The sequence below is a fragment of the Chryseobacterium sp. SORGH_AS_0447 genome (genome assembly GCF_030818695.1).
Classification (GTDB): domain Bacteria; phylum Bacteroidota; class Bacteroidia; order Flavobacteriales; family Weeksellaceae; genus Chryseobacterium.
The window spans coordinates 4,002,512-4,025,561 of the sequence record NZ_JAUTAR010000001.1 but is presented as its reverse complement, the minus strand read 5'-3'; the positions used below and the strand labels follow the sequence as shown (position 1 = coordinate 4,025,561).

Annotated in this window: 19 protein-coding genes; 14 read left to right on the top strand and 5 right to left on the bottom strand. The window is 39.9% G+C overall.

Features of this window, described 5'->3' with window-relative positions:
* Nucleotides 1–28 precede the first annotated feature (28 nt).
* The 5 genes from QE422_RS18215 (at nucleotide 29) to QE422_RS18195 (ending at nucleotide 5,430) form a co-directional block, all read left to right on the top strand.
* On the top strand, nucleotides 29–898 hold the full coding sequence (locus QE422_RS18215) for a nucleoside hydrolase (protein ID WP_307461543.1): 870 nt from the start codon (nucleotides 29–31) through the stop codon (nucleotides 896–898).
* 102 nt (nucleotides 899–1,000) lie between these two features.
* Nucleotides 1,001–1,564 (top strand): metallophosphoesterase, encoded by a 564-nt coding sequence (locus QE422_RS18210; protein WP_307461542.1) that lies wholly within the window; start codon nucleotides 1,001–1,003, stop codon nucleotides 1,562–1,564.
* 150 nt (nucleotides 1,565–1,714) lie between these two features.
* Entirely contained in the window at nucleotides 1,715–2,260 is a 546-nt protein-coding gene (locus tag QE422_RS18205; protein WP_307461540.1) for a 3'-5' exonuclease, read from the top strand.
* Between the two features lie 413 nt (nucleotides 2,261–2,673).
* The gene (locus tag QE422_RS18200) at nucleotides 2,674–3,222 is read left to right on the top strand and encodes a 3'-5' exonuclease (RefSeq protein WP_307461538.1); all 549 of its coding nucleotides are present in this window, start codon (nucleotides 2,674–2,676) and stop codon (nucleotides 3,220–3,222) included.
* Nucleotides 3,223–4,332: 1,110 nt separating this feature from the next.
* Entirely contained in the window at nucleotides 4,333–5,430 is a 1,098-nt protein-coding gene (locus tag QE422_RS18195) for a slipin family protein (RefSeq protein ID WP_307461536.1), read from the top strand.
* A 147-nt stretch (nucleotides 5,431–5,577) separates the two neighbouring features.
* Here the strand turns inward: QE422_RS18195 and QE422_RS18190 are convergent, their stop codons facing one another.
* Complete coding sequence (locus QE422_RS18190; protein WP_307461534.1) at nucleotides 5,578–6,042, bottom strand: VOC family protein; 465 nt, start codon at nucleotides 6,040–6,042, stop codon at nucleotides 5,578–5,580.
* Between the two features lie 302 nt (nucleotides 6,043–6,344).
* Here QE422_RS18190 and QE422_RS18185 point away from each other — a divergent pair, with 302 nt between their 5' ends.
* Together QE422_RS18185 and QE422_RS18180 are read left to right on the top strand one after the other, a co-directional pair.
* Nucleotides 6,345–7,862: a TROVE domain-containing protein gene (locus QE422_RS18185; RefSeq protein WP_307461532.1), complete on the top strand. Its 1,518-nt coding sequence runs from the start codon at nucleotides 6,345–6,347 to the stop codon at nucleotides 7,860–7,862.
* Nucleotides 7,863–8,514: 652 nt separating this feature from the next.
* Nucleotides 8,515–9,171 carry a hypothetical protein gene (locus tag QE422_RS18180; RefSeq protein WP_307461530.1) on the top strand — a complete coding sequence of 219 codons (657 nt, stop codon included), beginning with the start codon at nucleotides 8,515–8,517 and terminating at the stop codon, nucleotides 9,169–9,171.
* Nucleotides 9,172–11,014: 1,843 nt separating this feature from the next.
* Here QE422_RS18180 and QE422_RS18175 read toward each other — a convergent pair.
* Together QE422_RS18175 and QE422_RS18170 are read right to left on the bottom strand one after the other, a co-directional pair.
* Nucleotides 11,015–11,362 carry a helix-turn-helix domain-containing protein gene (locus tag QE422_RS18175; protein WP_307461529.1) on the bottom strand — a complete coding sequence of 116 codons (348 nt, stop codon included), beginning with the start codon at nucleotides 11,360–11,362 and terminating at the stop codon, nucleotides 11,015–11,017.
* A gap of 13 nt (nucleotides 11,363–11,375) precedes the next feature.
* Entirely contained in the window at nucleotides 11,376–11,792 is a 417-nt protein-coding gene (locus tag QE422_RS18170) for a transposase (protein WP_307461527.1), read from the bottom strand.
* A 764-nt stretch (nucleotides 11,793–12,556) separates the two neighbouring features.
* Between QE422_RS18170 and QE422_RS18165 the strand changes: the two genes are divergently transcribed.
* On the top strand, nucleotides 12,557–14,095 hold the full coding sequence (locus tag QE422_RS18165) for a SulP family inorganic anion transporter (protein WP_307461526.1): 1,539 nt from the start codon (nucleotides 12,557–12,559) through the stop codon (nucleotides 14,093–14,095).
* A gap of 205 nt (nucleotides 14,096–14,300) precedes the next feature.
* Here the strand turns inward: QE422_RS18165 and fusA are convergent, their stop codons facing one another.
* Both fusA and QE422_RS18155 read right to left on the bottom strand, forming a co-directional pair.
* Nucleotides 14,301–16,367, bottom strand: a complete 2,067-nt coding sequence (gene fusA / locus QE422_RS18160; RefSeq protein WP_307461524.1) for an elongation factor G — start codon at nucleotides 16,365–16,367, stop codon at nucleotides 14,301–14,303.
* A 446-nt stretch (nucleotides 16,368–16,813) separates the two neighbouring features.
* The gene (locus QE422_RS18155; RefSeq protein WP_307461522.1) at nucleotides 16,814–17,752 is read right to left on the bottom strand and encodes a LamG-like jellyroll fold domain-containing protein; all 939 of its coding nucleotides are present in this window, start codon (nucleotides 17,750–17,752) and stop codon (nucleotides 16,814–16,816) included.
* Between the two features lie 352 nt (nucleotides 17,753–18,104).
* Between QE422_RS18155 and QE422_RS18150 the strand changes: the two genes are divergently transcribed.
* From QE422_RS18150 to QE422_RS18125, 6 genes are all read left to right on the top strand, one after another.
* Nucleotides 18,105–18,779 carry an HAD family hydrolase gene (locus QE422_RS18150; protein WP_307461520.1) on the top strand — a complete coding sequence of 225 codons (675 nt, stop codon included), beginning with the start codon at nucleotides 18,105–18,107 and terminating at the stop codon, nucleotides 18,777–18,779.
* A 2-nt stretch (nucleotides 18,780–18,781) separates the two neighbouring features.
* Complete coding sequence (locus QE422_RS18145) at nucleotides 18,782–19,606, top strand: phosphoribosyltransferase family protein (protein WP_307461518.1); 825 nt, start codon at nucleotides 18,782–18,784, stop codon at nucleotides 19,604–19,606.
* On the top strand, nucleotides 19,596–20,150 hold the full coding sequence (locus QE422_RS18140; RefSeq protein WP_294302863.1) for a TerD family protein: 555 nt from the start codon (nucleotides 19,596–19,598) through the stop codon (nucleotides 20,148–20,150). Before QE422_RS18145 ends, QE422_RS18140 begins: the two co-directional genes overlap by 11 nt.
* 6 nt (nucleotides 20,151–20,156) lie before the next feature.
* Entirely contained in the window at nucleotides 20,157–21,329 is a 1,173-nt protein-coding gene (locus QE422_RS18135) for a toxic anion resistance protein (protein WP_307461516.1), read from the top strand.
* Nucleotides 21,330–21,342: 13 nt separating this feature from the next.
* Nucleotides 21,343–22,293 carry a hypothetical protein gene (locus tag QE422_RS18130; RefSeq protein ID WP_307461514.1) on the top strand — a complete coding sequence of 317 codons (951 nt, stop codon included), beginning with the start codon at nucleotides 21,343–21,345 and terminating at the stop codon, nucleotides 22,291–22,293.
* A 70-nt stretch (nucleotides 22,294–22,363) separates the two neighbouring features.
* Nucleotides 22,364–22,975 (top strand): TerD family protein, encoded by a 612-nt coding sequence (locus QE422_RS18125; RefSeq protein WP_307461513.1) that lies wholly within the window; start codon nucleotides 22,364–22,366, stop codon nucleotides 22,973–22,975.
* Nucleotides 22,976–23,050 lie beyond the last annotated feature (75 nt).

Genomic DNA, 23,050 nt, shown 5'->3' with positions numbered 1-23,050 from the left:
GCAGAAACTAATAACTAAAAATTGAATTATGCAACTTAAAATACCTTTTCATTTTGATATGGAAACAGCGGATCCCGATGATGCCATGACGCTTGCAATTTTAGCAACGCATCCCAGGGTCCATCTTGCAAGTGTTTCCGTACATCCGGGAGGGACGGATCAGATCGGTTTCGTAAGAAAGATCCTTACTATTCTGGACCGTGAAGATATTCGTATCGGAGCCGGTTCTCCTAAGTCTGATGCCCAGCGTGTTTCAGGATTTCATCGGGATTGGGTCGGAGGTTTTAAAGATTCGGAAGCAGATGGTTCTGCGGTCGATATTATGACCGACACTCTTCGTCAGTTTCCAGATAGTACGCTGTTGACAGGGGCAGCACTTACAAACCCGTATGCTTTATCTGAAACCGGGATCTTCTTCGACCGCTGGTTTTGCCAAGGAGGTTTTGCAGGGGACAATGTCGTTCCGAAAGAACACCGGCTGGAAAAATTTGACGGGAAAACAACCTGCGCAACTTTTAATCTGAACGGAAATCCTCTGGCTGCTGAAAAACTGTTTTCAATCCCGATAGCCGAAAGACGTTTGATCAGTAAAAATGTCTGCCATGCGGCGGTTTTTACTAAAATTGATGCGGAAATGTTGATCCCGTTCAGAAACTATAATAAAGGGCTGGATCTTTTTTTGAAAGCAGTAGAAATGAAAGAGAAAGCACTTCATGATACGGTAGCCGCTTTACTGGCTATTGATCCTTCCAAAGCGATCTGGGCAGAGGTTATTCCTTACAGAACCCGTGGCGAATGGGGATCATGGAAAGCGGAAGAAAATCTTGGAAAAAGTTCTTCACTGATAACAACATTCATTCCTGATCTGAAAGATCTTTGGATGTTAATTAAACCTTAGACTCCTAAAAATGTATAAGTTTTTAGAGCAATAAACTCTTAAAATTTATTCTAATGAGACTAATAATAGTATTAAACTTATAAGAAAAAACAATTAAAAAAAATGAAACCCAATATATTTTTTACAGCAGACCATCATTTCGGTCATGAAAATATCATCAGATTCTCCGAAAGACCTTTTGAGTCTCTGGAACAGATGAACGAAGAACTTATCAGAAGATGGAATGAAAAAATAAGTCCCGGAGATACGGTTTATCACCTGGGAGACATCAGCTTAGGCAAGCCTGATTTTACCAGAGCAGTTCTGGACCGTCTGAATGGAAATATCCACCTGATTAAGGGCAACCATGAAGGAGCGGCCTTAACCTATCCGAAGAGATTTGATTCCATTCGGGATTATCACGAGCTGAGGATCGATGAACCTGAAAACAGCAATGGCAAACAGAAAATCATTCTTTTCCATTACGCCATGCGGACCTGGAACGGTTCCCATCGTGGCACTTGGCAGCTCTACGGTCATTCGCAAGGAACACTGCCGGATGATGAAGCGGCGTTAAGTTTTGATGTGGGCGTCGATTGCCATAACTTCTATCCCGTTTCCTACGAAGAAGTGAAAGCAGTGATGGCCCGGAAAAAGTGGACTCCGCCGTTTGCCGCTAGAAATTAAAATGGAACTGATGCCGGTCTTACAGCATACTGCAAAACTTTCGGCATTATTCATAAAATAGTAAACAACAATTTATAAAAAGGTCGGAAAACGGGTGTGAGAGAAAAACATCCCTCACCCCGCATCCATCCTCCGGCCTTACATACAACAATGAAAACAACCAACGAAATAATCGTTATCGATCTGGAAGCGACGTGTTGGGAATACGATAAAATCCCACCCGGCCAGAAAACCGATATTATAGAAATAGGAATTTGCGAACTGAACAGGACCACCCGCGAAATTTCCAAAAAGCAGAGCATTTATGTCATTCCGGAAAGATCCAAAATCAACAGGTTCTGCACGGATCTTACAGGGATTACCCCGAAGCTGATCGAAGAAAGAGGAATCTATTTCGAGGAAGCCTGTGAAAAGATCAGGGAAGAATACCATCCTGCATCGATCGCCTGGGCCGGATTCGGAGCTTTTGACAAAGAGCAGATCGTGGAACAGTGTGATTACCTCGGCATCGAAAACCCCTTTTCCGGAAATTACATCAACATCATGCATCAGTTCAAAGCCTACAACGGCCTTTATAAAATAATGGGCCTGAAAAGAGCCCTGAAGGCCCTGAACATGGACTTCGAAGGCAACCACCACAGCGGAGCCGACGATGCCTATAATGCCGCCCGGATTTTAAGGGAAATGCTGAGATAAAAGGTGGGAAGATGGGTGATGGATGCTGGAAGTTATAGCAGTGTGGAATGAGGTCCAGTCTTCAGCAGCAAAGGAAAGTAAGACGTTGGATATTGGAAGTTTTTACGGTATTTAATTTATCCCACTCATCCTTTCATGTGATATTCAGTATGGTATTTGGTTTAAAAAAAACCGGATTTTCAAAGTAATCATTCATCCATCAGCTTGGCTTCCAGTTTCAACAAATAATCTAGCTGAATCTGGATATGGTAACCTGGAAGTTGTGTAGCATACTCAAACATCCAGCTTCCATCACCCATCTTCCAGCCAATCAATCTGGAGGAACTAGGATATGAAAAACGGGAAGTTTTAAAACACACGAACATCCCGCTTCCATCATCCATCTTCCAGCTAAACAATCAAATTTTAAACAAATGAAAACAACAGACAACATATTAATTATAGACCTTGAAGCAACGTGCTGGAACGACCGGCCGCCGAGAGGTCAGGAAAGTGAAATCATCGAAATCGGGGTATGCCTTATGGACGCCGCAACCGGTAAGGTTTTACGTAGCGAAGGCATTTTGGTAAAGCCTCAATTTTCAAAAGTAAGCCCGTTCTGTACGGAACTGACTTCCATTACCCAGCAGATGCTTGATGACGAAGGCATTTTACTGGAAGATGCCCTGGATATCCTAAGAGCGGAATACGATTCCGAAGAGCTGACGTGGGCCAGCTATGGAAACTACGACCTGAAAATGCTTCAGAACCAGGCCAAAAGGTTCAGGGTGGATTATCCGTTGAACGACGACCACATCAATGTGAAAACCTTATTTGGGGAATTGCATCCGACCGTCCGTAAAAGTGTCGGCATGGCCCGTGCGCTGGGCGAACTGAACCTTACGCTGGAGGGTACCCACCACCGTGGTATAGATGACGCCAGGAATATTGCCAAAATTCTGCATTGGTGCCTGAAAAGGTAAACTGGGAATAATGTAGCAATCTAATAATGTAACGATATAACAATGTGACTTTGTCAATGGAGCAATTTATGTATATATCGATATAATTGAACTCTCTTTTTAAAGGGAGTTTTTTTTACGATTTTCAATAAAAGCAAAGCTGATCGTAAGAGATGTCTAAATAAAAGGAATAATCGTCAGCCCTGAAAGGGCGACATACACCAGCATCGGGTATAGCCCGATGTCATCAAAAAGCACAGTTAATCCAAGCCCTGAAAGGGTGAAATACGGTAACATCCGGCGGGAAAAATAAAAATTTTTACTACGCAAAAACATTACGCACAGGTTGTCTTACTTTGCATCATCAAAACAAAACAACACTAAAATTTTGAAAAACGGATTTTAGTCAAAATATCAGGCAGGTCTTGTTGAGTGTTTCTGGATAACACCATTGCAGAAGAATTTGTTGAGGAACATGATTTCGTTCTGTTCAGCTTGACCTGAAGGTTTCAGAGATTTAGCCAGAAAAATCTTACGGCTCTATGGGTTGAAGGTTCGAGTCCTTCTATCTCCTGAATGGGGATGTAGTTCAAATGGTAGAACAATAGATTTTTATGCGTGGGTTCGACTCCCACCCTCGTTTCGGATGAGGTAGCTCAGTTGGTTAGAGTACTACACAATAACTGTAGTTGAAAATAGACTCAAAATCTATTTTTTTTTCGAGTTTGAATATTCTCATTAAAAATATTCGGAAAAAATCCGGGATTTTTTCAGTTGTCAAATCAACATTTTGAAAAAGCCTGTGAGAAAAGATATTTTTCTGAAAATGAAATAGATACGAAGATCAATCATTCTTGAATGAGTTTTCTAAAAAGGACGGTTTTCTCCGTGAGCGATGATAACGGATATCCTTTTTTGCCTGCAAAAAAGATAGCAGTGAACGTAGCGACCCGGGTTGTTGGTTAAGCCAGGGCAAGGGACACGGCCAAAATCTGAACATTGAGAAATGATTTCGAAAATAAGATGCTGAGATTTATGAATTTTTCAGAATGGCTTTTCTTCCGCCGTTTTTGGAAGAAGAGATTCCGGATTTACTTTTTAATTAAAATGATAACCATTAAAAATATAGTCATGATAAAAAATGTACAGATTAAAGCATATGAGCGGGGGTTGGTTTTCAGGAACGGAAACTTAACCGATATTCTTAAAGAAGGCAGTTTCTGGATTTTCGGAAATAAATCGGTGGAGGTGTATGATATGAAAGCTTTGTTCAAGTCAGGTGCCGATCTTAATCTCTTATTGAAAAACGAAAACCTGAAATCCATGCTCGAAGTCGTGGAGGTAAAAGATGGGGAAATAGTATTGGTATACGAAAACGGAATTTTTAAAGAAGTTCTGCAGGTCGGGCAATATGCTTTCTGGAAAGGAATTTTAAACAGGGAATTTCAGAAAGCAGACTTAACGAAAGTGGAAATTACAGAAAAGATTCCCAGAACGATTCTGGAAAATATGAAACTGAAAAATTTTATAAGAAAATTCGTAATCACCAATCAATACAAAGGTCTTTTGCTGATTGACGGAAAGTTAAACAGAATTCTGGAGGCAGGAACGTATTACTTCTGGAACAACGAAACTTCCATAGAAGTAAAATCGATTGATACCAGGATGCAGCAGATGGAAATCGCCGGTCAGGAACTATTGACCAAAGATAAAGCTATGCTCAGGATCAATTTTTATGTACGTTTTCAGGTGGCAAATATTCAGAAAGCACTGATGGAGAACAAAGAATATGATAAGCAATTATATATTCTGATGCAGTTGGCTTTACGTGAATTCGTCGGGGCTCTAACATTGGACGAACTGCTGTTGAAAAAAGATTCCGTAGGAAAAGAAATTCTTGGAAATTTGGGCAGCAAGGCCGATGAATTGGGCTTGAAAGCTTCTGATGCGGGAATAAGAGATGTAATCTTAACAGGGGAAATGAAGGACATCATGAACCAGGTTTTGATTGCAGAGAAAAAGGCCCAGGCCAACAGCATTATGAGACGGGAAGAAACCGCGTCTACCAGAAGCCTGCTGAATACGGCAAAGCTGATGGAAGAGAACGAAGTACTCTGGAAACTGAAGGAAATGGAATATATGGAAAAAATCGCCGACAAAATTGGAGATATTACCGTTTCCGGAAACAGCAACATTGTTTCTCAGCTGAAAGAGATCTTCACAAAATAAAAACTAGTAACTGTTATTATAGAGGCGGGTTTTGCGAAAGCAAAGCCTGTCTTGTTTTAAAATCAAAAGAGTTACGCAGGGACGGTTTACACTGGAATCGGATGCCAATCCGATTAATAAAATCAAAAGTAAGTAACCGGAACAAATTTAAATTTTAAATCTGTTTTTATTTTTCTCCTGCCACTCCTCATATGAAACCACTCCCAGTTCCGGCCGCCCTTCACCTTCCAGAATAGATATAAATTCCAGCTGGTTTCCGTCCGGATCTTTAAAATAGACTGCCAGAGCAGGCATCCAGGCAAAAACCATGGGCTTCTCGCTTCCGTCTTCCAGGAAGTTATAAGGTTTCAGATCTTTATTTTTTAAAAATTCAACAGAGTGATTCAGAAGGTCTTCCTGATCAACGGTAAAAGCAAAATGCCGCGTCTGCAGATTTTCTTTCTGTTCCCACAATCCCAGCATGGATTCTTTGTTTTTCCCGATCCATAAAAAGGCAATCGGGCGGGCTTCATCCCGGTGCGCCAGTTCCAATCCCAGAACGACGGTATAAAATTCAATCGCATATTCCAGGTCGCTTACCTGAATGTGGGTTTCGTATAATCCTTTAATCATTGCTATTATTTGAATGAAACAAAGCTATAAAATGCATCTTCAAAAATTTTAAATCCTCAATCCCTTTATATAAAATGAATGATAGATAAATTATATTCTTTAGTTACACAAGTTGTCTCCAATCATTTGTGTTATTCGCGCAAAAAGATTAGTGTCATTAGTGGTTAAATCAAAAAAAATAAAAACTTTTTCAAAAAAAATTATACTGCGCAAAAAGATTGCGTAAATGCACGCTTACTTTGCATCAGAAATCAGGGAGGAACTGATAATCCTCTGATATGTTTAACAAAAAAACAGTAACCATGAAATTTAATTTTTTAAGAAAATCGGATAATGTAGTAACGAACTACGAAGGTGCCAAAGCCTATACCATGACGCCGGCAGAAGAGCTGTACAGTGCTGTTGTAACAACAGGATTATCAAATACCACCTATGAAAAAGGAAATGAAAGGCTGGCCAGAATACAATCCCTGATCCGGAAGAACGATCCGGAATTCGTAGCCAAACTGGCGGTTTATGCCAGAAAAAATATGTACTTGCGTTCCATTCCTTTGGTATTGACGACCGAATTGGCTAAGAAAGCTTCAGGTACCGACCTCGTAAGCAGAACCGTTGACGGCGTCATCCAGAGAGCGGATGAAATCACCGAATTGCTGGCGTATTACCAGATGGCCAATGAAAGAACGGATCTGAAAAAGCTGAATAAACTTTCAAAGCAAATTCAGAAAGGTTTGGTAAAATCTTTCAATAAATTTGACGAATACCAGTTTGCCAAATACAACAGGAAAGCGGAGGTTACCCTGAAAGATGCGCTGTTTCTCGTTCACCCGAAAGCAAAAGATGAAAGCCAGCAGGCTATTTTCAATAAAATCGTAAACGACTCGCTGGAAACCCCTTATACATGGGAAGTAGAACTTTCCGTCTTGGGACAAACCAAATTTGCCGATGAGGCTGAAAGAAAAGCAGCTTTTAAAAACAAATGGGAAGAACTGGTTTTCAGCAACAAGCTGGGATATATGGCGACCCTGAGGAACCTGAGAAATATTCTGGAAGCAAATGTTTCTTCTCAGGCGATGGAGAAAGTATGCAGGTATCTGTCAGATGAAAAAGCGGTACGAAATTCAAAGCAGCTGCCGTTCAGGTTCCTGGCGGCGTACAGGGAACTGAAAACCATCGATTCACCTTATCTTTCGTCTGTTCTTGCAGCATTAGAAGATGCGGTGACGGTAAGTGCCAAAAACATCAAAGGTTTTGGTTTTGATACTTCCTTGGTTATTGCGGCCGACGTATCGGGATCGATGCAGCAGCCGGTTTCTCCGAAATCCAAAGTACTGTTGTACGATATTGGCCTGCTGATGTCGATGATGCTGCAGTCACAGTGCAAAAACGTCATCTCCGGAATGTTCGGTGACACCTGGAAACGGGTTCCGATGCCTAAAAACGGAATTCTGAGAAATGTGGATGCCTTCTACAAAAGGGAAGGTGAAGTAGGATACTCTACCAACGGTTACCTCGTGATCGAAGATCTGCTGAACAGAAGAGAAAAAGTAAATAAAGTAATGCTCTTCACCGATACCCAGCTGTGGAACAGCAACGTAACGCGGAATTCTTTTGAAGATTCCTGGAATCAGTATAAAAGATTCAATCCGGAGACAAAACTCTATATTTTTGACCTGGCGGGCTACGGAAAACAGCCGTTGGATGTCAGAAAAAATGACGTTTACCTGATCGCAGGTTGGTCCGATAAAATTTTCGATGTCCTGAATGCCCTGGAAGACCGGAAATCAGCCGTGGAAATGATTAAAAAAGTGGTGCTGTAACAGGCACTGCTTTTAAATGGGTGATGAATGATGTATGCCTACCATAGATTTTTTCAGGAGCCTGATCCCGCTTTCCACTGTATCTTTTTCGCCGGCGCTTTTTTTTAAAGCCCTTGCAGAAAAAGGATGCCGTTGCAATCGGGGCTAGGAAAGACCCAATGGTAAAAAACGAAAACCAAGTATTAGATTTACGCAAGTTTAGAATTTTTAGCCGGAGTTTTCAAGCCTTGAACTTTTGGGTTCTTTGTTTCAACGTAAAATGACTAGATAAATTGATCTGAACTTAAAATATTTTTATAATTACAAATAATAAGGAATCATGAATTATTATAAACCATTTCTTAAAGGAGCATTGTATTGAGTTAAATACTCAATACTTATGAAAAAATGTAAATCATTAAAAAAAGCTTTTGGAGTTAATGAATACGGATTAATTCATTTTCCACAGAAAATCTCAAATGTCCGAATTTCCCGGATTATATATGGAATAGAAATGGGGTGTTCCTGGTGCTTTCCGCACGGCATTGAAACAGTGAATGCAAAGCAGTATAAGTTTCAGAGAAACTGGAAAAAATACCGGAATACCCGGTGGAAATAATTAAAAAGTGGTGCTGTAACAGGCACCATTTATAATAATAAAAATTTTGCAACCATGATTCGGTTTATTAATGTCATCGAAGTTTCTCCTTTAAAATATCCGAAAGAAGACTTCGATATATCGGAAATTTCTGATCATCAAAGTCCTGAAGATTGGTTTCAGGCATGGATAAAGTCTCAGACATTGCTTAATTTGGATTTGGATAGCGTCGAAAAAGGCTCTTGTTTTATTGACACAGAAACTATTGATGATGAAAATTTACAAATTATTTTAATCGAGCTTTTAGAACAAGCAGATATGGAAGGCCCTGAAAATATAATGGTGCCTTTTAATGGAGGTATTGTTCTAATGAAGGATGAAAAAATCTTAATCAAACCCACATGTTGTGGAGATTTAAGGGATATTTCAGAATGGGAAAAAATTTTTAAAAATCCTTCAGACGAATGGAAAATTCTGGAAATTGGACATCCTTGGATTTTCTATAAAAAAGAAAATGAGGAAATCCTGTTTTCAGATTATACTGAAGTAAGTTTGGACAATTCCATAGATATAAAACCTGTTTTGAGGATTAGTGAAACTGAATTAAAATATGGATTTGAAAGAGTAAGAAGTCATCCTATACACTTTAAGAATAAAATTTTGAATATTTTAACCAGGATGAACATTAAAGATGCAGAAGGTATTTCAGAAATAATTTCCGGATTGAAATAAAAAAAATAAAAATAATTTCAACTGCGTAAAAACAATGCGCACTAACCGTATAATTTTGCTTCAACAAATAACAACAACCATGAAAACTTAAAAAAGCAAGTGTCGTAAAACAGAGTTACTTCAGGGGGCAGCAATACAGGTTCGAATCCTGTTTCCTTTAAGGAATGGCGTAAGGGTATCGCTCTGCCGATAAGTCTCTGTCTGCTTTTTACCTTGCTTAAAAAAACTAACCGGTGCCGTAAGAAAAAAATTCCTTCGATTTCCACTTGAATAAGAGTCTTTTCGCTGCATCGCCCTGTTTGAATAAACCAATGTCGTTATCATAAGAGTTCCATCGTCAAACTTTTAATTTGAACTGAATTCAAAAACTTTTATAACCTGTTACTTGGTTTTTTAAATACATTCAACGGCGTAAAAAATGCGCACTAAAGCAACAACTTTAAAACAATAACCATAAAAACTTAAAACAACCGATGCCGTACGAAAGAGTTCCTTCGAATCCAAATTGAAAAAAGCCTCTTCCTGAATTTTGCTCGGTTTACCATTACTTACAAGTGCCGTAAATAAAAGTTACTTCGATTTTTACAAAGGTTCAAATCCTTTCGCCGGAAGGTGTGGTCGAGTGGCTAGACGTTTTTAAGACAGCTTTTATTACTCTTTGCCTTGTAATTTTAGAAAAATATACAAAAAGTATAAAAATTAAGTGTCGTTTTAGAATCATACTTCGATATTTAACCATTGGGTCGCAGGTTCGATTCCTGCCATCCCTGTTGTAAGCGGGATGTAGCTCAGCCGGTAGAGCAGATGAACGGAAGATTCTATCATTATTACCTTGATTTAAAAACAAAAGAGTGCCGTAGAAAAGGCTTACTTCGGATAAAATATAGACCTCAGAAATCTATGAACAGGTGCAATTTCCCGAATAAAAGTAGGGATCAGGTGCATGTCTGCTTTTTCGCTTTTTGCCTCTTATTACAATATAAATTCATATCGGGTGTCGTAGTACAGAAATACTTCGTTCCAGGCTTAAGATGCAGGTTCCGATCCTGCCTGTGAAAAACAGTCGTCTAAAGAGTAGGACGTAAGCCGTAAGTGTCTGTACGAAAAGTTACCCTGATATAAACCAAAGAGTGCCGTCAGAGAAAACCTACTTCGGTTAATCTTATGATGTTGGTTCGACTCCAGAATAAACCTGAACGGTTTATATAAAGGTTTTCCCGTCTGTTGCCTCTTTTTAATTAAAAATTACAGATAAGTGTCGTAGAAAAAGGGTACTTCGTAAATATAACGGTCCTAAGGTAGCGTAATTCGGGCGACCGAACTGGTGAAGTTGGGTTGAAAACCAACCGGGCAAAAGTTTTCGTAAGAAAGCGTAAGTCTCCCGCAGATGTAGAATTGCCCGCTCCCTGCCCGGAAACGGGTAAGAGCGACGCTCTGAAAAGAGCATCCCTTTTCCGCTTTTTACCTTATCTGCATCAAATAAACAAGTGCCGTAGAATAGTGTTACTTCGCTCATCACGACGGGGTCGCGGGTTCGAGTCCCGCCTTTTCCACAATCAAAAACACAAAATTTCAATAGGAAAAGTAGCTCAGTTGGTTAGAGCACGCACATACGCTTTTCGGATGTTGCCTTGTTTTTTTAAACATAAAGTGTCGTAGGGAAAAGATGCTTCGTTACCATTTGAAGGGGAAGAATAGCGCAGCAGATCACTTCTGCAAGGCTATCCGGTTCGATTCCGGCACAACGATGCCCCGCTGTTTTTCTTTTCCCGCCCATTCCCTTTATACAAAAATCCGGTGAAAATAAATGCACCGGATTTTCTTATAGGTATAGACCTCTCAGTTATTTTTTAGACGTTATTTTCTGATATTCTTCTTCAAAAGTTTTTTTCCATTTGGCGATGGTCGTTCTGCTTATCTTATATTTTTTAGACATATAATTCGTAGAAAGGCCGTGTTTTTCCTGATATTGAAGAAGCTTAAGCATGGTTTTCTTATCATAAGTCTTCAGTTTCTGGTTGTTTCGCAAACTTTCCTTAGACGATTCGAAAACCAGGTCATTAAACTTAAGAATATCTTCCGTTGTTTTTAAATTCTTTATAAGGCGCTGTACTTTAGGATCTTCCAGTTTTTCCGGATTCCTTTCCTTCAGCATATCACGATAAATCTTTGTGTAATTGGGTCGCATCATTTTCTTTCAGAATTTAAATTTTTTGAAGCCACCTGTGCAGGGTGCTTTTAGGAATCGAATATTCTTCAATAATCTCACTGTGCGTCATTTCGCCGGACTGTATCTTTCCGATAATGAAATCCTTAATTTCCTGGGTATAAATGTTTTTCCTGAAATAAGGGATCTTATCGGACTTTGGATTTTTCGTCTTATCCACTGCAGAAGGCGGAGAATAAAGGATCAGGTGAGAACTGTAAATTCTGAAAAAATCATATTCCAGTAACTTCGAGCATCTCAACAGAAGATCCGTATCCAGAGATTTGCTTTCAAACATTTTTTCAACGGCCTCTTCATCTTTTTTCAGGAAGCTGCATACTCTTTCTAAGCTCATTTCCAGTTCATTAACTCTTTCCTGAATGAACTTTCCGATATGTATTTCTTTGTACAACATTATTTATTAATCAATCTAGGTGTTATAAATTTCAATTTTAAACCGCAAGGTTATGTTATTTTCATTTCTTTTAGCTGGCTTTAAAAAAGGTTGATGGAAAATTATGAAGTGTAATAAATACAACAAAATCAGATTTCAGTTGCCAAAATAACGGCCAGAAACAATCTGTATTTTTGAATCATAAAGAAATTTGCATGTTACTCTGTTTGGCAATGATCCGAGTTCCATTCCTATCCATCATTAATTTGCCCTAAAAAAACATACGTTTTCCAACTTTTTTAAAGTATGGATAATAAGATATGCTTCCTTAAATTTTTTCCGTGCACTATGTTTCTTTACAAATTCAAATATAGAAAAAAATTATATATTTTCTCAAAAAAAATAAATAGGAAATTTATTTAAATGTGAAAAAATGTTAAAAATGATGTAAAATTATCTTCATTTAGTGAAAAAAATGTGGTGCCACAATGCTTATTTAGCAAATTTTTAATTCGCCTGATTAGAATATTTCACTTAGCTCCACTTTGCATACAATGAATCGAGCTTAAGAGAATTAAAAGGTTACTGACAAAGTTTTTATAATAAGCCCACATAGGGTTGGCAATAGATTTAATATTGCTAATAAGAATACCGTCAACGACAATTTAATAATAACCTGCAAAGTTTTAAATTAATAAATATCTTATCAATATAAAGATAATTAAATAACGAGTGATCATCGAAAAGATTGTACGGAATAAATCTTACCCCTACCTTTGCAGCGCATGAAAAATACCATCGCTTTATTCGACTTTTCAAAGAAAATCAACTACAAAAATGAATTGCTGGCGGGCCTTACCGTGGCCATGACCATGATTCCCGAGTCACTTTCCTTTGCTATTCTTGCCGGGCTTTCTCCTCTTACCGGATTATATGCCGCTTTTATGATGGGGCTCGTTACCGCAGTTTTCGGAGGCCGTCCCGGAATGGTTTCCGGTGGTGCAGGAGCAACCATTGTTGTCTTAATAGCTCTGATCAAAACCCACGGCGTGGAATATCTCTTTGCTACCGTCCTGCTGGCAGGCGTTCTCCAAATGCTCGTCGGGATCTTTAAATGGGGGAAATTTGTACGCCTTATTCCGCAGCCCGTAATGTACGGTTTTCTGAATGGTCTGGCCGTTATTATTTTCATGGCGCAGGTGGAACAGTTTAAAATTACCGGTGCCGATGGCATTACGGGATGGCTTCAGGGGTCGCCTTTATATATCATGTCGGGACTTGTTGCTTTAACGATTGCTATCGTTTACTTTTTCCCTAAAATTACCATAGCGGTTCCGGCCTCTCTGGTCGCGATCATAATTGTCTTTGCAGTGGTCGTCGGATTTGGCATCAATACCAAAACCGTATCCGATATCGCAAGCATCAGCGGAAGCCTGCCTCATTTTCATATTCCGGGAATTCCTTTTTCCCTGGAAACGTTACAGATTATTTTTCCTTACGCCCTGATTATGGCCGGGGTAGGACTAATCGAATCGCTTTTAACTTTATCGATGGTGGATGAAATCACCAACTCAAAAGGGAATGCCAATAAAGAATCAATAGCTCAGGGCTTAGCCAACATCACCAATGGATTCTTCGGAGGAATGGGCGGCTGTGCCATGGTGGCGCAAACGCTTGTGAATTTAAATGCCGGTTCAAGAGCCAGGCTTTCGGGAATTATCGCTTCCGTTACCATCCTGATCATTATTTTGGTGGGAGCCCCGTTTATTGAAAAGATCCCGATGGCGGCGTTGGTAGGAGTGATGACGATGGTAGCGATCAGTACCTTTCAGTGGGTTTCCATCAGCATTATCAACAAAATGCCGAAATCCGATATTTTTGTCGGAATGACGGTCGCTTTAGTCACGATAGTGTTACATAACCTGGCATTAGCCGTTCTGGTAGGGGTAGTGATTTCTGCTCTGGTTTTTGCCTGGGATAATGCCAAAAGAATCCGCGCAAGAAAGCATATAGACGAAAACGGAATTAAACATTACGAGATTTTCGGTCCCTTGTTCTTTGGCTCAGTTACTGCCTTTACCGATAAATTTGATCCCGTGAATGATCCGGAGCAGACCGTAATCGATTTTAAGGAAAGCCGGATTGTTGATATGAGCGCCATCGATGCATTGGATAAATTATCCAAAAGATACACTCAGTACAATAAAGTATTGCATTTGAAACACCTCAGCGAAGACTGCCGGAAAATGCTGAAAAATGCCGAAGCCGTAATAGATGTGAATATTCAGGAGGATCCGACGTATAAGGTGATGCCGGAGAAGTGAGAGGCTGGATGCCGGAAGATGGGTGCTGGAAGCTGATTATATTTTGTATAAAAATTCCATTTGTAAGAGTGAATCAGTACGCTTTTCCGATAAATATCTTAAATCCGTGGAGAAAAATTCACCATTCACCATTGACAATTCACCATAACCATTCACCCATAAAAACCCAACAAGGACTGCAAAATAAATTTACAGCCCTCGTTTTTTAGGTTATTAAAGTATTGGCGATGAAATCAGGCACCAAAGCATAGTGCGAAAATTTCATGCTGATCGTAGCTCTGCCGCTCGCCAGGGTTCTCAGATCGGAAATATATCCGAAAGTAGAAGCCAGCGGAACTTCGGCGGTAAAGATCTTTCTTCCTGATTTATCATCAATAGAAGTAATGATTCCTCTGCGTTTGTTGAGGTCCGCTGTCACAACACCGGTATATTCTTCAATGGTCTGGATTTCTACCTGCATGATAGGCTCCATTAATTTTGGCCTGCATGAATTTCCAATGGCTCGGAAACCGTCTTTTGCAGCAATCTCGAAATCCTGGGCATTTGAATCATTGCTGTGTGCCGAACCGTCCAGCAGCACGACTTTCATGCTTTCCAGCGGATTTCCACCGATCGGTCCGTTTTCCATTGCTTCCCGGAATCCTTTTTCCACGGACGGGATGAATTCTCCCGGAATCACACCGCCTTTAATCCGGTTAATAAATTCCAGGCCGGGCTCATTATTTTCGCGGGGACCGATCTCAAACGTAATATCCGCAAACTGTCCGCTTCCGCCATTCTGCTTAGAGAGCTTTTCGCGGTGCTTTCGGGTTTCCGTTAAAATTTCCCGGTAAGAAACCTTAGGTTCTCCCTGATTGATTTCAATCCCGTGGTTGAGGCGGATTTTTTCCAGCGTTACTTCCAGATGCAGCTCTCCCAGGCCACTCAGAAGAGTTTCCCCGGTTTGCCGGTCTCTTTCCACTACCAAAGAAGGATCTTCTTCCTGAATTTTTGCCAGTACGATGCCGAACGATTTTTCATCGGCATTCGTTTTCGGCTCAATCGAAACACGGATCACCGGATCCGGGATCGTAATCGATTCAAGCAGGACCGGACATGCCAAAGATGACAGGGAGTCGCCGGTTTTGGCATCTTTTATTCCCGTTAATGCAACAATATCGCCCGCTCTTCCTTTTTCTACCGGTAAAGTTTTGTCCGACTGTATCTGAAGGATCCTCGAAATCCGGAAGCTATCACCTGTTCTTACATTCTGTACCGCATCACCGGACTGTATGCTTCCCGAATAGATCCTCAGCATGGCCAGCTTGCCCATGTGTTTGTCGATCACCACTTTGAAAACCAATCCCGAAAACACTTCTTCCTCATTTCTTTCCAGTTCGACAGTTCTTTCTGTTTTGGTATCTTTTGCTTTGATCCGGGCTAGTTGATCCGGGGCCGGAAGATAAGTCACAACCGCATCCAGCAAAGGCTGAACCCCTTTGTTCTTGAAAGCCGAACCGCATAACACGGGAACCAAAGATCCGGATTGGCAGGTCCGGGTTACAGCATCAACGAGCATTTTTTCAGTTACTGTATTTTCTGCATCTAAGAAAGCCTCGAAGAAAACATCATCCGATTCTGCCAGGGTTTCCATTAACTTTACTCTGAATTCACCTGTCTCTGCCAGATAATTTTCAGGGATCTCTTTTTCTACAATGGTTTCCCCATTTTCATCAATCCAGTAAAGCGCCTTCTGTGTAATCAGATCAATAACGCCTTCGAAGCGGTCCTCTGAACCGATCGGAATTTGCAGAACCAGAGGAACAGCATTTAACTTGGTCCTGATTTCATTCACTACACTAAAGAAATCGGCCCCGATCCTGTCCATTTTATTGATGAAACAGATCTTCGAAATCCCATGCTTTTCGGCCTGGAACCATACGTTTTCCGTTTGGGGCTGAACTCCCGAAGAAGCACAGAAGACGGCTACTACACTGTCCAGTACCCGCAAAGAACGCTCTACTTCGACAGCAAAATCAATGTGTCCCGGCGTATCAATAATATTAATACTGAAAAGATCATCCTCCTTTTTCCATTGGGTAGAAATGGCAGCCGAAGAAATGGTAATCCCGCGGTTTTTCTCCTGGATATCTTTATCCATGGTAGTATTTCCTTCGTCTACATTGCCTATTTTATGAATCATTCCTGTGTAATAAAGCAATCGTTCCGTTAATGTTGTTTTTCCTGCATCGACGTGTGCTATAATCCCTATATTTCGTGTGTTGTATTTCATTTTATTTGTTTTTAATAGTTGGTTGATTAAGCTGCATTGTTAACGGGAAGGCACAGCAATTCCCTGTTCTTACTTGGATATCCGTAAGAATAAAATCTGTTTTTTTTCGTTAAAATTTCAGGCAGCTTCTTTTTGGTATGGGCTGAAAGTAGGGTAGCAAAAAAGACCTATCTGAACAGATAGGCCTTCGTTATATTTTTTGTTGTATAAAGGTCGATCGTTATTCAGATAAATATTCAGTGCTACCAAAGTACACCGCTCTGATAGGATTGCTTAAAGTAATAATATTTATCATTTTTGTTGACATGTATTGATTGTTAACCGGTTGCGAAATTAATAAAATTTTTAAGAAACCAAAAAAGAATTTTAATTTTTTTGATAGTAGGGCTGCCAAAATAAAAAACCGCCCTATATAACAGGACGGCAGAATATATTGATTGTCAGACTTATTCTTTAATAAACTTCAGCGTTTTTACGCCTTCAATTTCTAAAAAGTAAATTCCCTTGGAAAGTTCCGATACATTGATTTTCTCTTTGTCAGCAACCTGTCCTTTGGATAAAAGCCTGCCATTGGCATCGGTGATGGTGTAATCTTTCGATCCTTTGATCGGGACATGAAGCTCGATATGATCTTTGGCCGGATTCGGAGCGATGCTGCCGGAAACCGATTGTGTTTTTACTTCCTTGGTAGAAAGGGTAGAGCTGTAAAGCTGGTTGATTTCACTGGTAGAAAGCGCTCGGTTCCATATCCCTACATCGTCTATTTTGGCCGCGATATAACCGCCGCTGATGGCTCTTCCGATATAAATAGGCAAAGTAGCCTGGGTAGTTCCGGTATAGGTATTGGTATTGGTTCCTACCGATACACCGTTTTTATAAAGCGTCATGTTCTTGTTGTTGTATACGGCAACATAATGATCCCATTGGCCGCCTGCCGTATAGACCGGACTGTTTACCCACGTCCAGGATGCTCCCTGCTTGTTGGTACCGTAAACGATTTTAGAAGTATCCGATTGGATGAGCCAGATAAAATTGGCAGAAGCATTAGATCCACTCATCATTGCTACCCCGTCAGAGGTTCCTGTTCTGGATATCCAGAAAGAAATACTGTGTGATCCCGATTGAGAAAAAGCGAAGGACAAAGCACTGTTAGTAAGGTAGCTGCTGGTTCCGTCGAATGAATAAGCGGAATTCGCATTTCCATTCCTGTCGGCGGTAAGTGTTGCCCCATTTACGGTAAGGTTGTTGTTATTTCCGCTGGAATCATTGGCATTTCCGCCGAATCCCCACCAGGCAACTAATCCTGAAGCAGGAACATATGCTGGGGTTTGCGCGTGAGAGAGTCCTGCGATAAGAGCACAGGCTAAAAGATAAATTTTCTTCATAGTTTTTCAATTTTTAAAGTTCAAATATAAAAATAAAAAATGTAAAAAATAGAGTGGTTGTGGTATTAATTATATAATTTATCTAATTTTAATGTCTAGTAATTAGATAATAAATATTAAATTAAATATAATTTTCAATTATCAATATTATTTAATTGTTGGCGAAACGTGAAGGATAAGACAAGCAGTGGCTTTGTAATTATCTTAAATATTCTTAAAAAAAAAACAGGATAACACAGAAAATTCTATCTTTGGGGAGAATTGGAACAATTCTTTAAAAACTAATGATGAAAAAGCATGATCCCATTGATCTTTTTCAGGAAAAGCTAAATGAATTTTAACTTGTAACATTTTGAAAACAGATATAGACATCCACAGTCACTCCCATTTTTCTTTTGACCTGTGGCTTACCTTAATAAAATCTCACCCTGAATTTAAAGCAAAAAGAGTGGAGCTGTTCGCCTCGTTTTTTGAGGTGAAAAAACCAGTTGATGAAGTGGCTAAAGTCGTAAAGTATTATGATGACCTTTGTAACTCGATTAATGAAGTTATCGGCGGGAATGTAGATACTTTTGAAATTTACTTACTGATTTTACATGCCCTGGAAATAGATTTAAAAACAATCCGTAAAGATCAGCTGAATGAGTTTTACCAGAAAAGCGAAGATTTATTCCTGGAATACAGGCCCGTTGTGATCTTTGAAAACCTGCACCAGTTTTTTGATGAAATTAAAAATCAAGGGAAAACCATTAATATCCTGAGTAACACAGGATTTATCAAAGGAAAAACAATGAGGAAATTCCTGATCAGTGAAAATCTCGATCAGTATATCGATTTCCATATCTATTCCGATGAAATCAACTGTTCCAAACCGGATCCTAAAATCTTTCAGGAAGTGAAAAATTTAATTAAAAACCCTGAACTGGACCTGAAGCAGATTCTCCACATCGGCGATAATCCGCTGGCGGATTACAAAGGGGCTACGGATTTCGGTTTCAGCGCACACTTACTTACCCACAAAATATAAATATGAACAAGAGATACAGCTTACACCACATCCATTCGGGGGAAGAATTTACCTTTTCGCCGGAGGAATACAGCTTTTTCAAATATGGCGATACATCCTATGCTGAGAAATTTGCAAAAGAACTGTTTGAAGGATTTATTTCCGGACATGAATCTGTTTTAGCTACCGATAAAGACATCGTGGTCCTGCCAAGCCCATATATGGCGATTCCTACCGCTTCCAACTTCCTGTGTTTTTACTTTAAAAAGCATCTCGATTTTTATTTGTTTAAAAAGGGAAAAAGATCCAGCATTCTCTCAAAAATCAACAGGAATCATACCTATACGACAGATTATGGGAATCTGAGCTTTGAAGACCGTAAAAATTTAATAGCCAACGATACTTATTACCTGGATAAAGATTTTCTTCGGGGAAAACTTTGTATTTTTATAGATGATATTAAAATTACGGGAAGCCACGAGTTTACTGTAAATAAAATACTGGATGAATACCAGGTGGAAGCCGATTTTTTATTCATGTATTATGCGGAACTGATGAACTTTGACCTGGACCCTAAAATTGAAAACTATTTCAATTACTATGCGGTGAAAAATGTAGAGCATATTGCAGAAGTAATGGTAAAACCGGATTTTCAGTTCAATACAAGAATCGTAAAATATATTTTAGGCCTGGATTCAGGTAATTTTGAGTATCTTACGTCTAAAGTAAAAAAGGAGCAGATGGATCATCTTCTGGAGCTGGCCATCAGCAACAATTATCATTTAATAAAAGAATACGAAAACAATATAAACACTTTAACACAAACCGAATTATATTATGGCTATTAACTTACAGAAAGGACAGAGAGAAAATATAAATGCACCGAAATTCACCGTAGGTTTAGGATGGGATACCAATAATACTTCTACCGGAACGGCTTTCGATCTGGATGCTTCCTTATTTTTATTAGGCGAAAACAAAAAACTGGTTTCCGATAACCACTTTATTTTTTACAACAACCTGGAATCTCCGGATAAAGCGGTGATCCACTCAGGAGATAACCTGACAGGAGACGGAAACGGGGATGATGAGCAGATTAAAATCGATTTAACCAAAATTGATCCTGCCGTAAAAGAAATCACCGTAGTGGTGACGATCCACGAAGCGGATGCCAGAAGACAGAACTTCGGACAGGTAAGAAACTCATTTATCAGAATCTTCAATACCGATACCAACGAGGAAATTCTGAAATACGAACTGGATGAAGATTTCTCCATTGAAACTGCAGTGGAATTCGGAAGAATCTACAACAGAAACGGAGAGTGGAAGTTTGAAGCCGTAGGTTCCGGACAAAGGGAAGGCCTTGAAAAATTTGTAGCAATCTATCAATAATTTACCATGGACAATCAGGAAAATCAACCTATAGATCCGCTTGGATCCATCGAGCCTTTAAAGACATTCGAACCTACGCCGATGGCACCGCCGCCAAGCATGGCGACACCAAGTACGCCGCCTGCTCCTCTTGTAGACCGGGACGGAAATGTAAACCTTACCCAGCTTAAATCGGCAGAACGCCAGAAGTACGAAACCCTTGCAGATTCGATCGATGAAACCAATCCCGGATCCATCGTTAATTTTGGAGCCGATCTACAGAGAACCTTATCCAACCAGAGTGACAGTTTCTTAGGAAATGTAAGAAGATCGAATTCCGGGGAAGTAGGGGAGCTGATCAATAATCTATTGGTCGAGCTGAATTACGTAGATGTTGAAGAATTAAACCAGAATAAATTCAAAAGCTTTCTGAGCAAATTGCCTTTCATGAAAAGCGTGATGACGCAGATCGAGAATTTATTTGCCAAATACGATAAGATCATCAACAACATCGATCAGATTGCTTATAAAGTAAACGCGGGGATCATTACTTCCACTAAGGATAATGCCGTGCTGCAGACGATTTTCGAAAGCAATGTGAATGCCATCAAGCAGATTGAAGAGCTTGTGATCATCGGGAACTTGAGAATGGAAAAAGCAGGAGCCGAATTGGCCCACATGGAAGCCAATCCGCAGGAATTCCAGGATTATCAGATTGCCGACAAAAGAGATTTTATCGCAAGACTGGACCGAAGACTGGCAGACCTGAAAGTGGTTCGTCTGATCATGATGCAGTCGCTTCCGCAGATCAGGCTGGTTCAGAACAACAACGTTTCGATTGCCGAAAAAGCACAGACCATCCTTACGACAACATTGCCGCTTTGGAAAAATCAGCTTTCATTGGCAGTGGCGATGTACAGACAGCAGCAGAGCATCGAGATCCAGCAGAAAGTTTCCGCAACTACTGAAGAAATCTTAAGGAAAAATGCTGAACGTCTGGGGCAGAATTCCGTAAACGTAGCAAGGGCGAACGAACAGACCATCGTTTCAGTAGATGTATTAAGAGAAACAACAGCTAAGCTGATCAATACTTTAAATGAAGTAAAACAAATCCAGAAGCAGGGTGCGGAAGGAAGAAGAAAGCTGGATCAGGATCTGATGACCCTGGAACACGAACTAAAAGCAAACGTAAGAGGATAATCGCACGAATAAGGTGAATGACGATGCTGTAAATATTATGTCCCAGAGCAAGAGAAGATTAACGAAACTTAAACTTCTCGCAAATTTTTTTGAAAATGTCGATATCATTTCCATCTACATTAAGACGGATATTATCCACAATCTTTTTCAGGAAAACAAAGGACTGGATTACAGCAAGCTCGAACTTTTCCACCTTCAGTTCACCGACAGCCTGATCGAACTTTTAACCAAGATTAAAAGACAGAAGGAAAACGACATGCTGGCGGTGATTAATGAAATGGAGGTCAACAGCAGGTACATTTCCGGTTTTGAAGAAAAGCACGAAGACGGTTTTGAAACCGAACGGAAGATGTACAGCGGTATTTTTTCCAATCAGCTGAAAAGCCTGTACAACGATCTTACGGAAGACAAATTCCGGCTGAACTGGGACCATGTGCTCTATTTTTATAGAAAATATGCTGCCGAGTTCTACAGATCAGGAGTGGATGAAGAGCTGCTGAAATCCGGAAACTTTCCGGCCTATCAGTATCAGGAATACCGGATCGAAAGGAAGCTGCTGGGAAGGCTCAATATTCAGAATTTTAAAGTACGGTTCGTATGCGGTTATCAGATTTCCGGAAACGAATATGAGCTGTTCAGGATTTTCCAGTCTGATGATTACTTTATCTTTGATATCGAAGGAAGGAGAATGTATCTGGCAGATCCGAAAAAACTGGAAAAGCTTGACATCAGCCCAAACGAATCAAACCAGGGAACCATTGTTTATCAGCTCAAAAGAAAAAACGAACAGCTGGAAGAAACAATGAACGAAAGGAAGAGAATATTGCCCGATCAGGTGATAAGCGTGCTGAAAGATTACATTAAAAATCTTGAAAACACCGACATCATGAGTAAAATGTTCGACATTAATGAAGAGACCAACATTCTCCGCGCAATGCTGAATTTAAATTTAAATAACAACTAAAGCAAAACTAAAAATCAATTCACTTTGATGGTTTCGCAAAAAACAGATTAACAATACTAAACATAAAAAGATGGCTATTAACTTACAAAAAGGTCAGAGAATAAATCTTACCAAAGAAAACGGAACCACGCTTTCACAGGCTTGTGTCGGGATCAACTGGGGAGCAATCGAGAAAAAAGGATTTTTCGGTGGTGTTACCAGAGAAGCAGTAGACCTTGACGGAAGCTGTATTTTATATGACGCGAATAAAAATGCTACCGAAGTAATCTATTTCGGGAACCTGAAGTCTAAAAATGGTGCCGTAAGACACAGCGGGGATGACTTAACCGGTGACGTAAACGGGAACGACGGACTGGATAATGAAGTGATCACCGTAGATTTCGGCAATCTGGATGCTAATGTAGAACACGTGGCATTGGTGCTGAACAGCTACAAAGGTCAGGACTTCGGGACAATTCCTTTCGCATCCATCAGGATTTATGAAGGAACGCCAACGAATGTAAGAGAAGTTTTCGCCAAATATGATATTGCAAACGATGCTTCATTCAAAGGCCATGTCGCTATGGTAATGGGTGTTTTTTACAAGAGAAACGGAGAATGGAAATTCAACGCGATCGGAGATCCGACAGCTGACCGAAAGCTGCAGGAAACCATTGAAACCGTAAAGCAGAAATATTTATAGAATAGGCAGAATTCTGTCGAATCTTAATAATAATCAATGAATGGCAATATCTGTTTTCAGCTATTGCTTTTATCA

What these genes read in the sequence shown, in the direction of transcription:
- QE422_RS18215 (WP_307461543.1), top strand. Translation starts at nt 29, where the DNA reads ATGCAACTTAAAATACCTTTTCATTTTGATATGGAAACAGCGGATCCC.
- QE422_RS18210 (WP_307461542.1), top strand. Translation starts at nt 1,001, where the DNA reads ATGAAACCCAATATATTTTTTACAGCAGACCATCATTTCGGTCATGAA.
- QE422_RS18205 (WP_307461540.1), top strand. Translation starts at nt 1,715, where the DNA reads ATGAAAACAACCAACGAAATAATCGTTATCGATCTGGAAGCGACGTGT.
- QE422_RS18200 (WP_307461538.1), top strand. Translation starts at nt 2,674, where the DNA reads ATGAAAACAACAGACAACATATTAATTATAGACCTTGAAGCAACGTGC.
- QE422_RS18195 (WP_307461536.1), top strand. Translation starts at nt 4,333, where the DNA reads ATGATAAAAAATGTACAGATTAAAGCATATGAGCGGGGGTTGGTTTTC.
- QE422_RS18190 (WP_307461534.1), bottom strand. Translation starts at nt 6,042, where the DNA reads ATGATTAAAGGATTATACGAAACCCACATTCAGGTAAGCGACCTGGAA.
- QE422_RS18185 (WP_307461532.1), top strand. Translation starts at nt 6,345, where the DNA reads ATGAAATTTAATTTTTTAAGAAAATCGGATAATGTAGTAACGAACTAC.
- QE422_RS18180 (WP_307461530.1), top strand. Translation starts at nt 8,515, where the DNA reads ATGATTCGGTTTATTAATGTCATCGAAGTTTCTCCTTTAAAATATCCG.
- QE422_RS18175 (WP_307461529.1), bottom strand. Translation starts at nt 11,362, where the DNA reads ATGATGCGACCCAATTACACAAAGATTTATCGTGATATGCTGAAGGAA.
- QE422_RS18170 (WP_307461527.1), bottom strand. Translation starts at nt 11,792, where the DNA reads ATGTTGTACAAAGAAATACATATCGGAAAGTTCATTCAGGAAAGAGTT.
- QE422_RS18165 (WP_307461526.1), top strand. Translation starts at nt 12,557, where the DNA reads ATGAAAAATACCATCGCTTTATTCGACTTTTCAAAGAAAATCAACTAC.
- fusA (WP_307461524.1), bottom strand. Translation starts at nt 16,367, where the DNA reads ATGAAATACAACACACGAAATATAGGGATTATAGCACACGTCGATGCA.
- QE422_RS18155 (WP_307461522.1), bottom strand. Translation starts at nt 17,752, where the DNA reads ATGAAGAAAATTTATCTTTTAGCCTGTGCTCTTATCGCAGGACTCTCT.
- QE422_RS18145 (WP_307461518.1), top strand. Translation starts at nt 18,782, where the DNA reads ATGAACAAGAGATACAGCTTACACCACATCCATTCGGGGGAAGAATTT.
- QE422_RS18140 (WP_294302863.1), top strand. Translation starts at nt 19,596, where the DNA reads ATGGCTATTAACTTACAGAAAGGACAGAGAGAAAATATAAATGCACCG.
- QE422_RS18135 (WP_307461516.1), top strand. Translation starts at nt 20,157, where the DNA reads ATGGACAATCAGGAAAATCAACCTATAGATCCGCTTGGATCCATCGAG.
- QE422_RS18125 (WP_307461513.1), top strand. Translation starts at nt 22,364, where the DNA reads ATGGCTATTAACTTACAAAAAGGTCAGAGAATAAATCTTACCAAAGAA.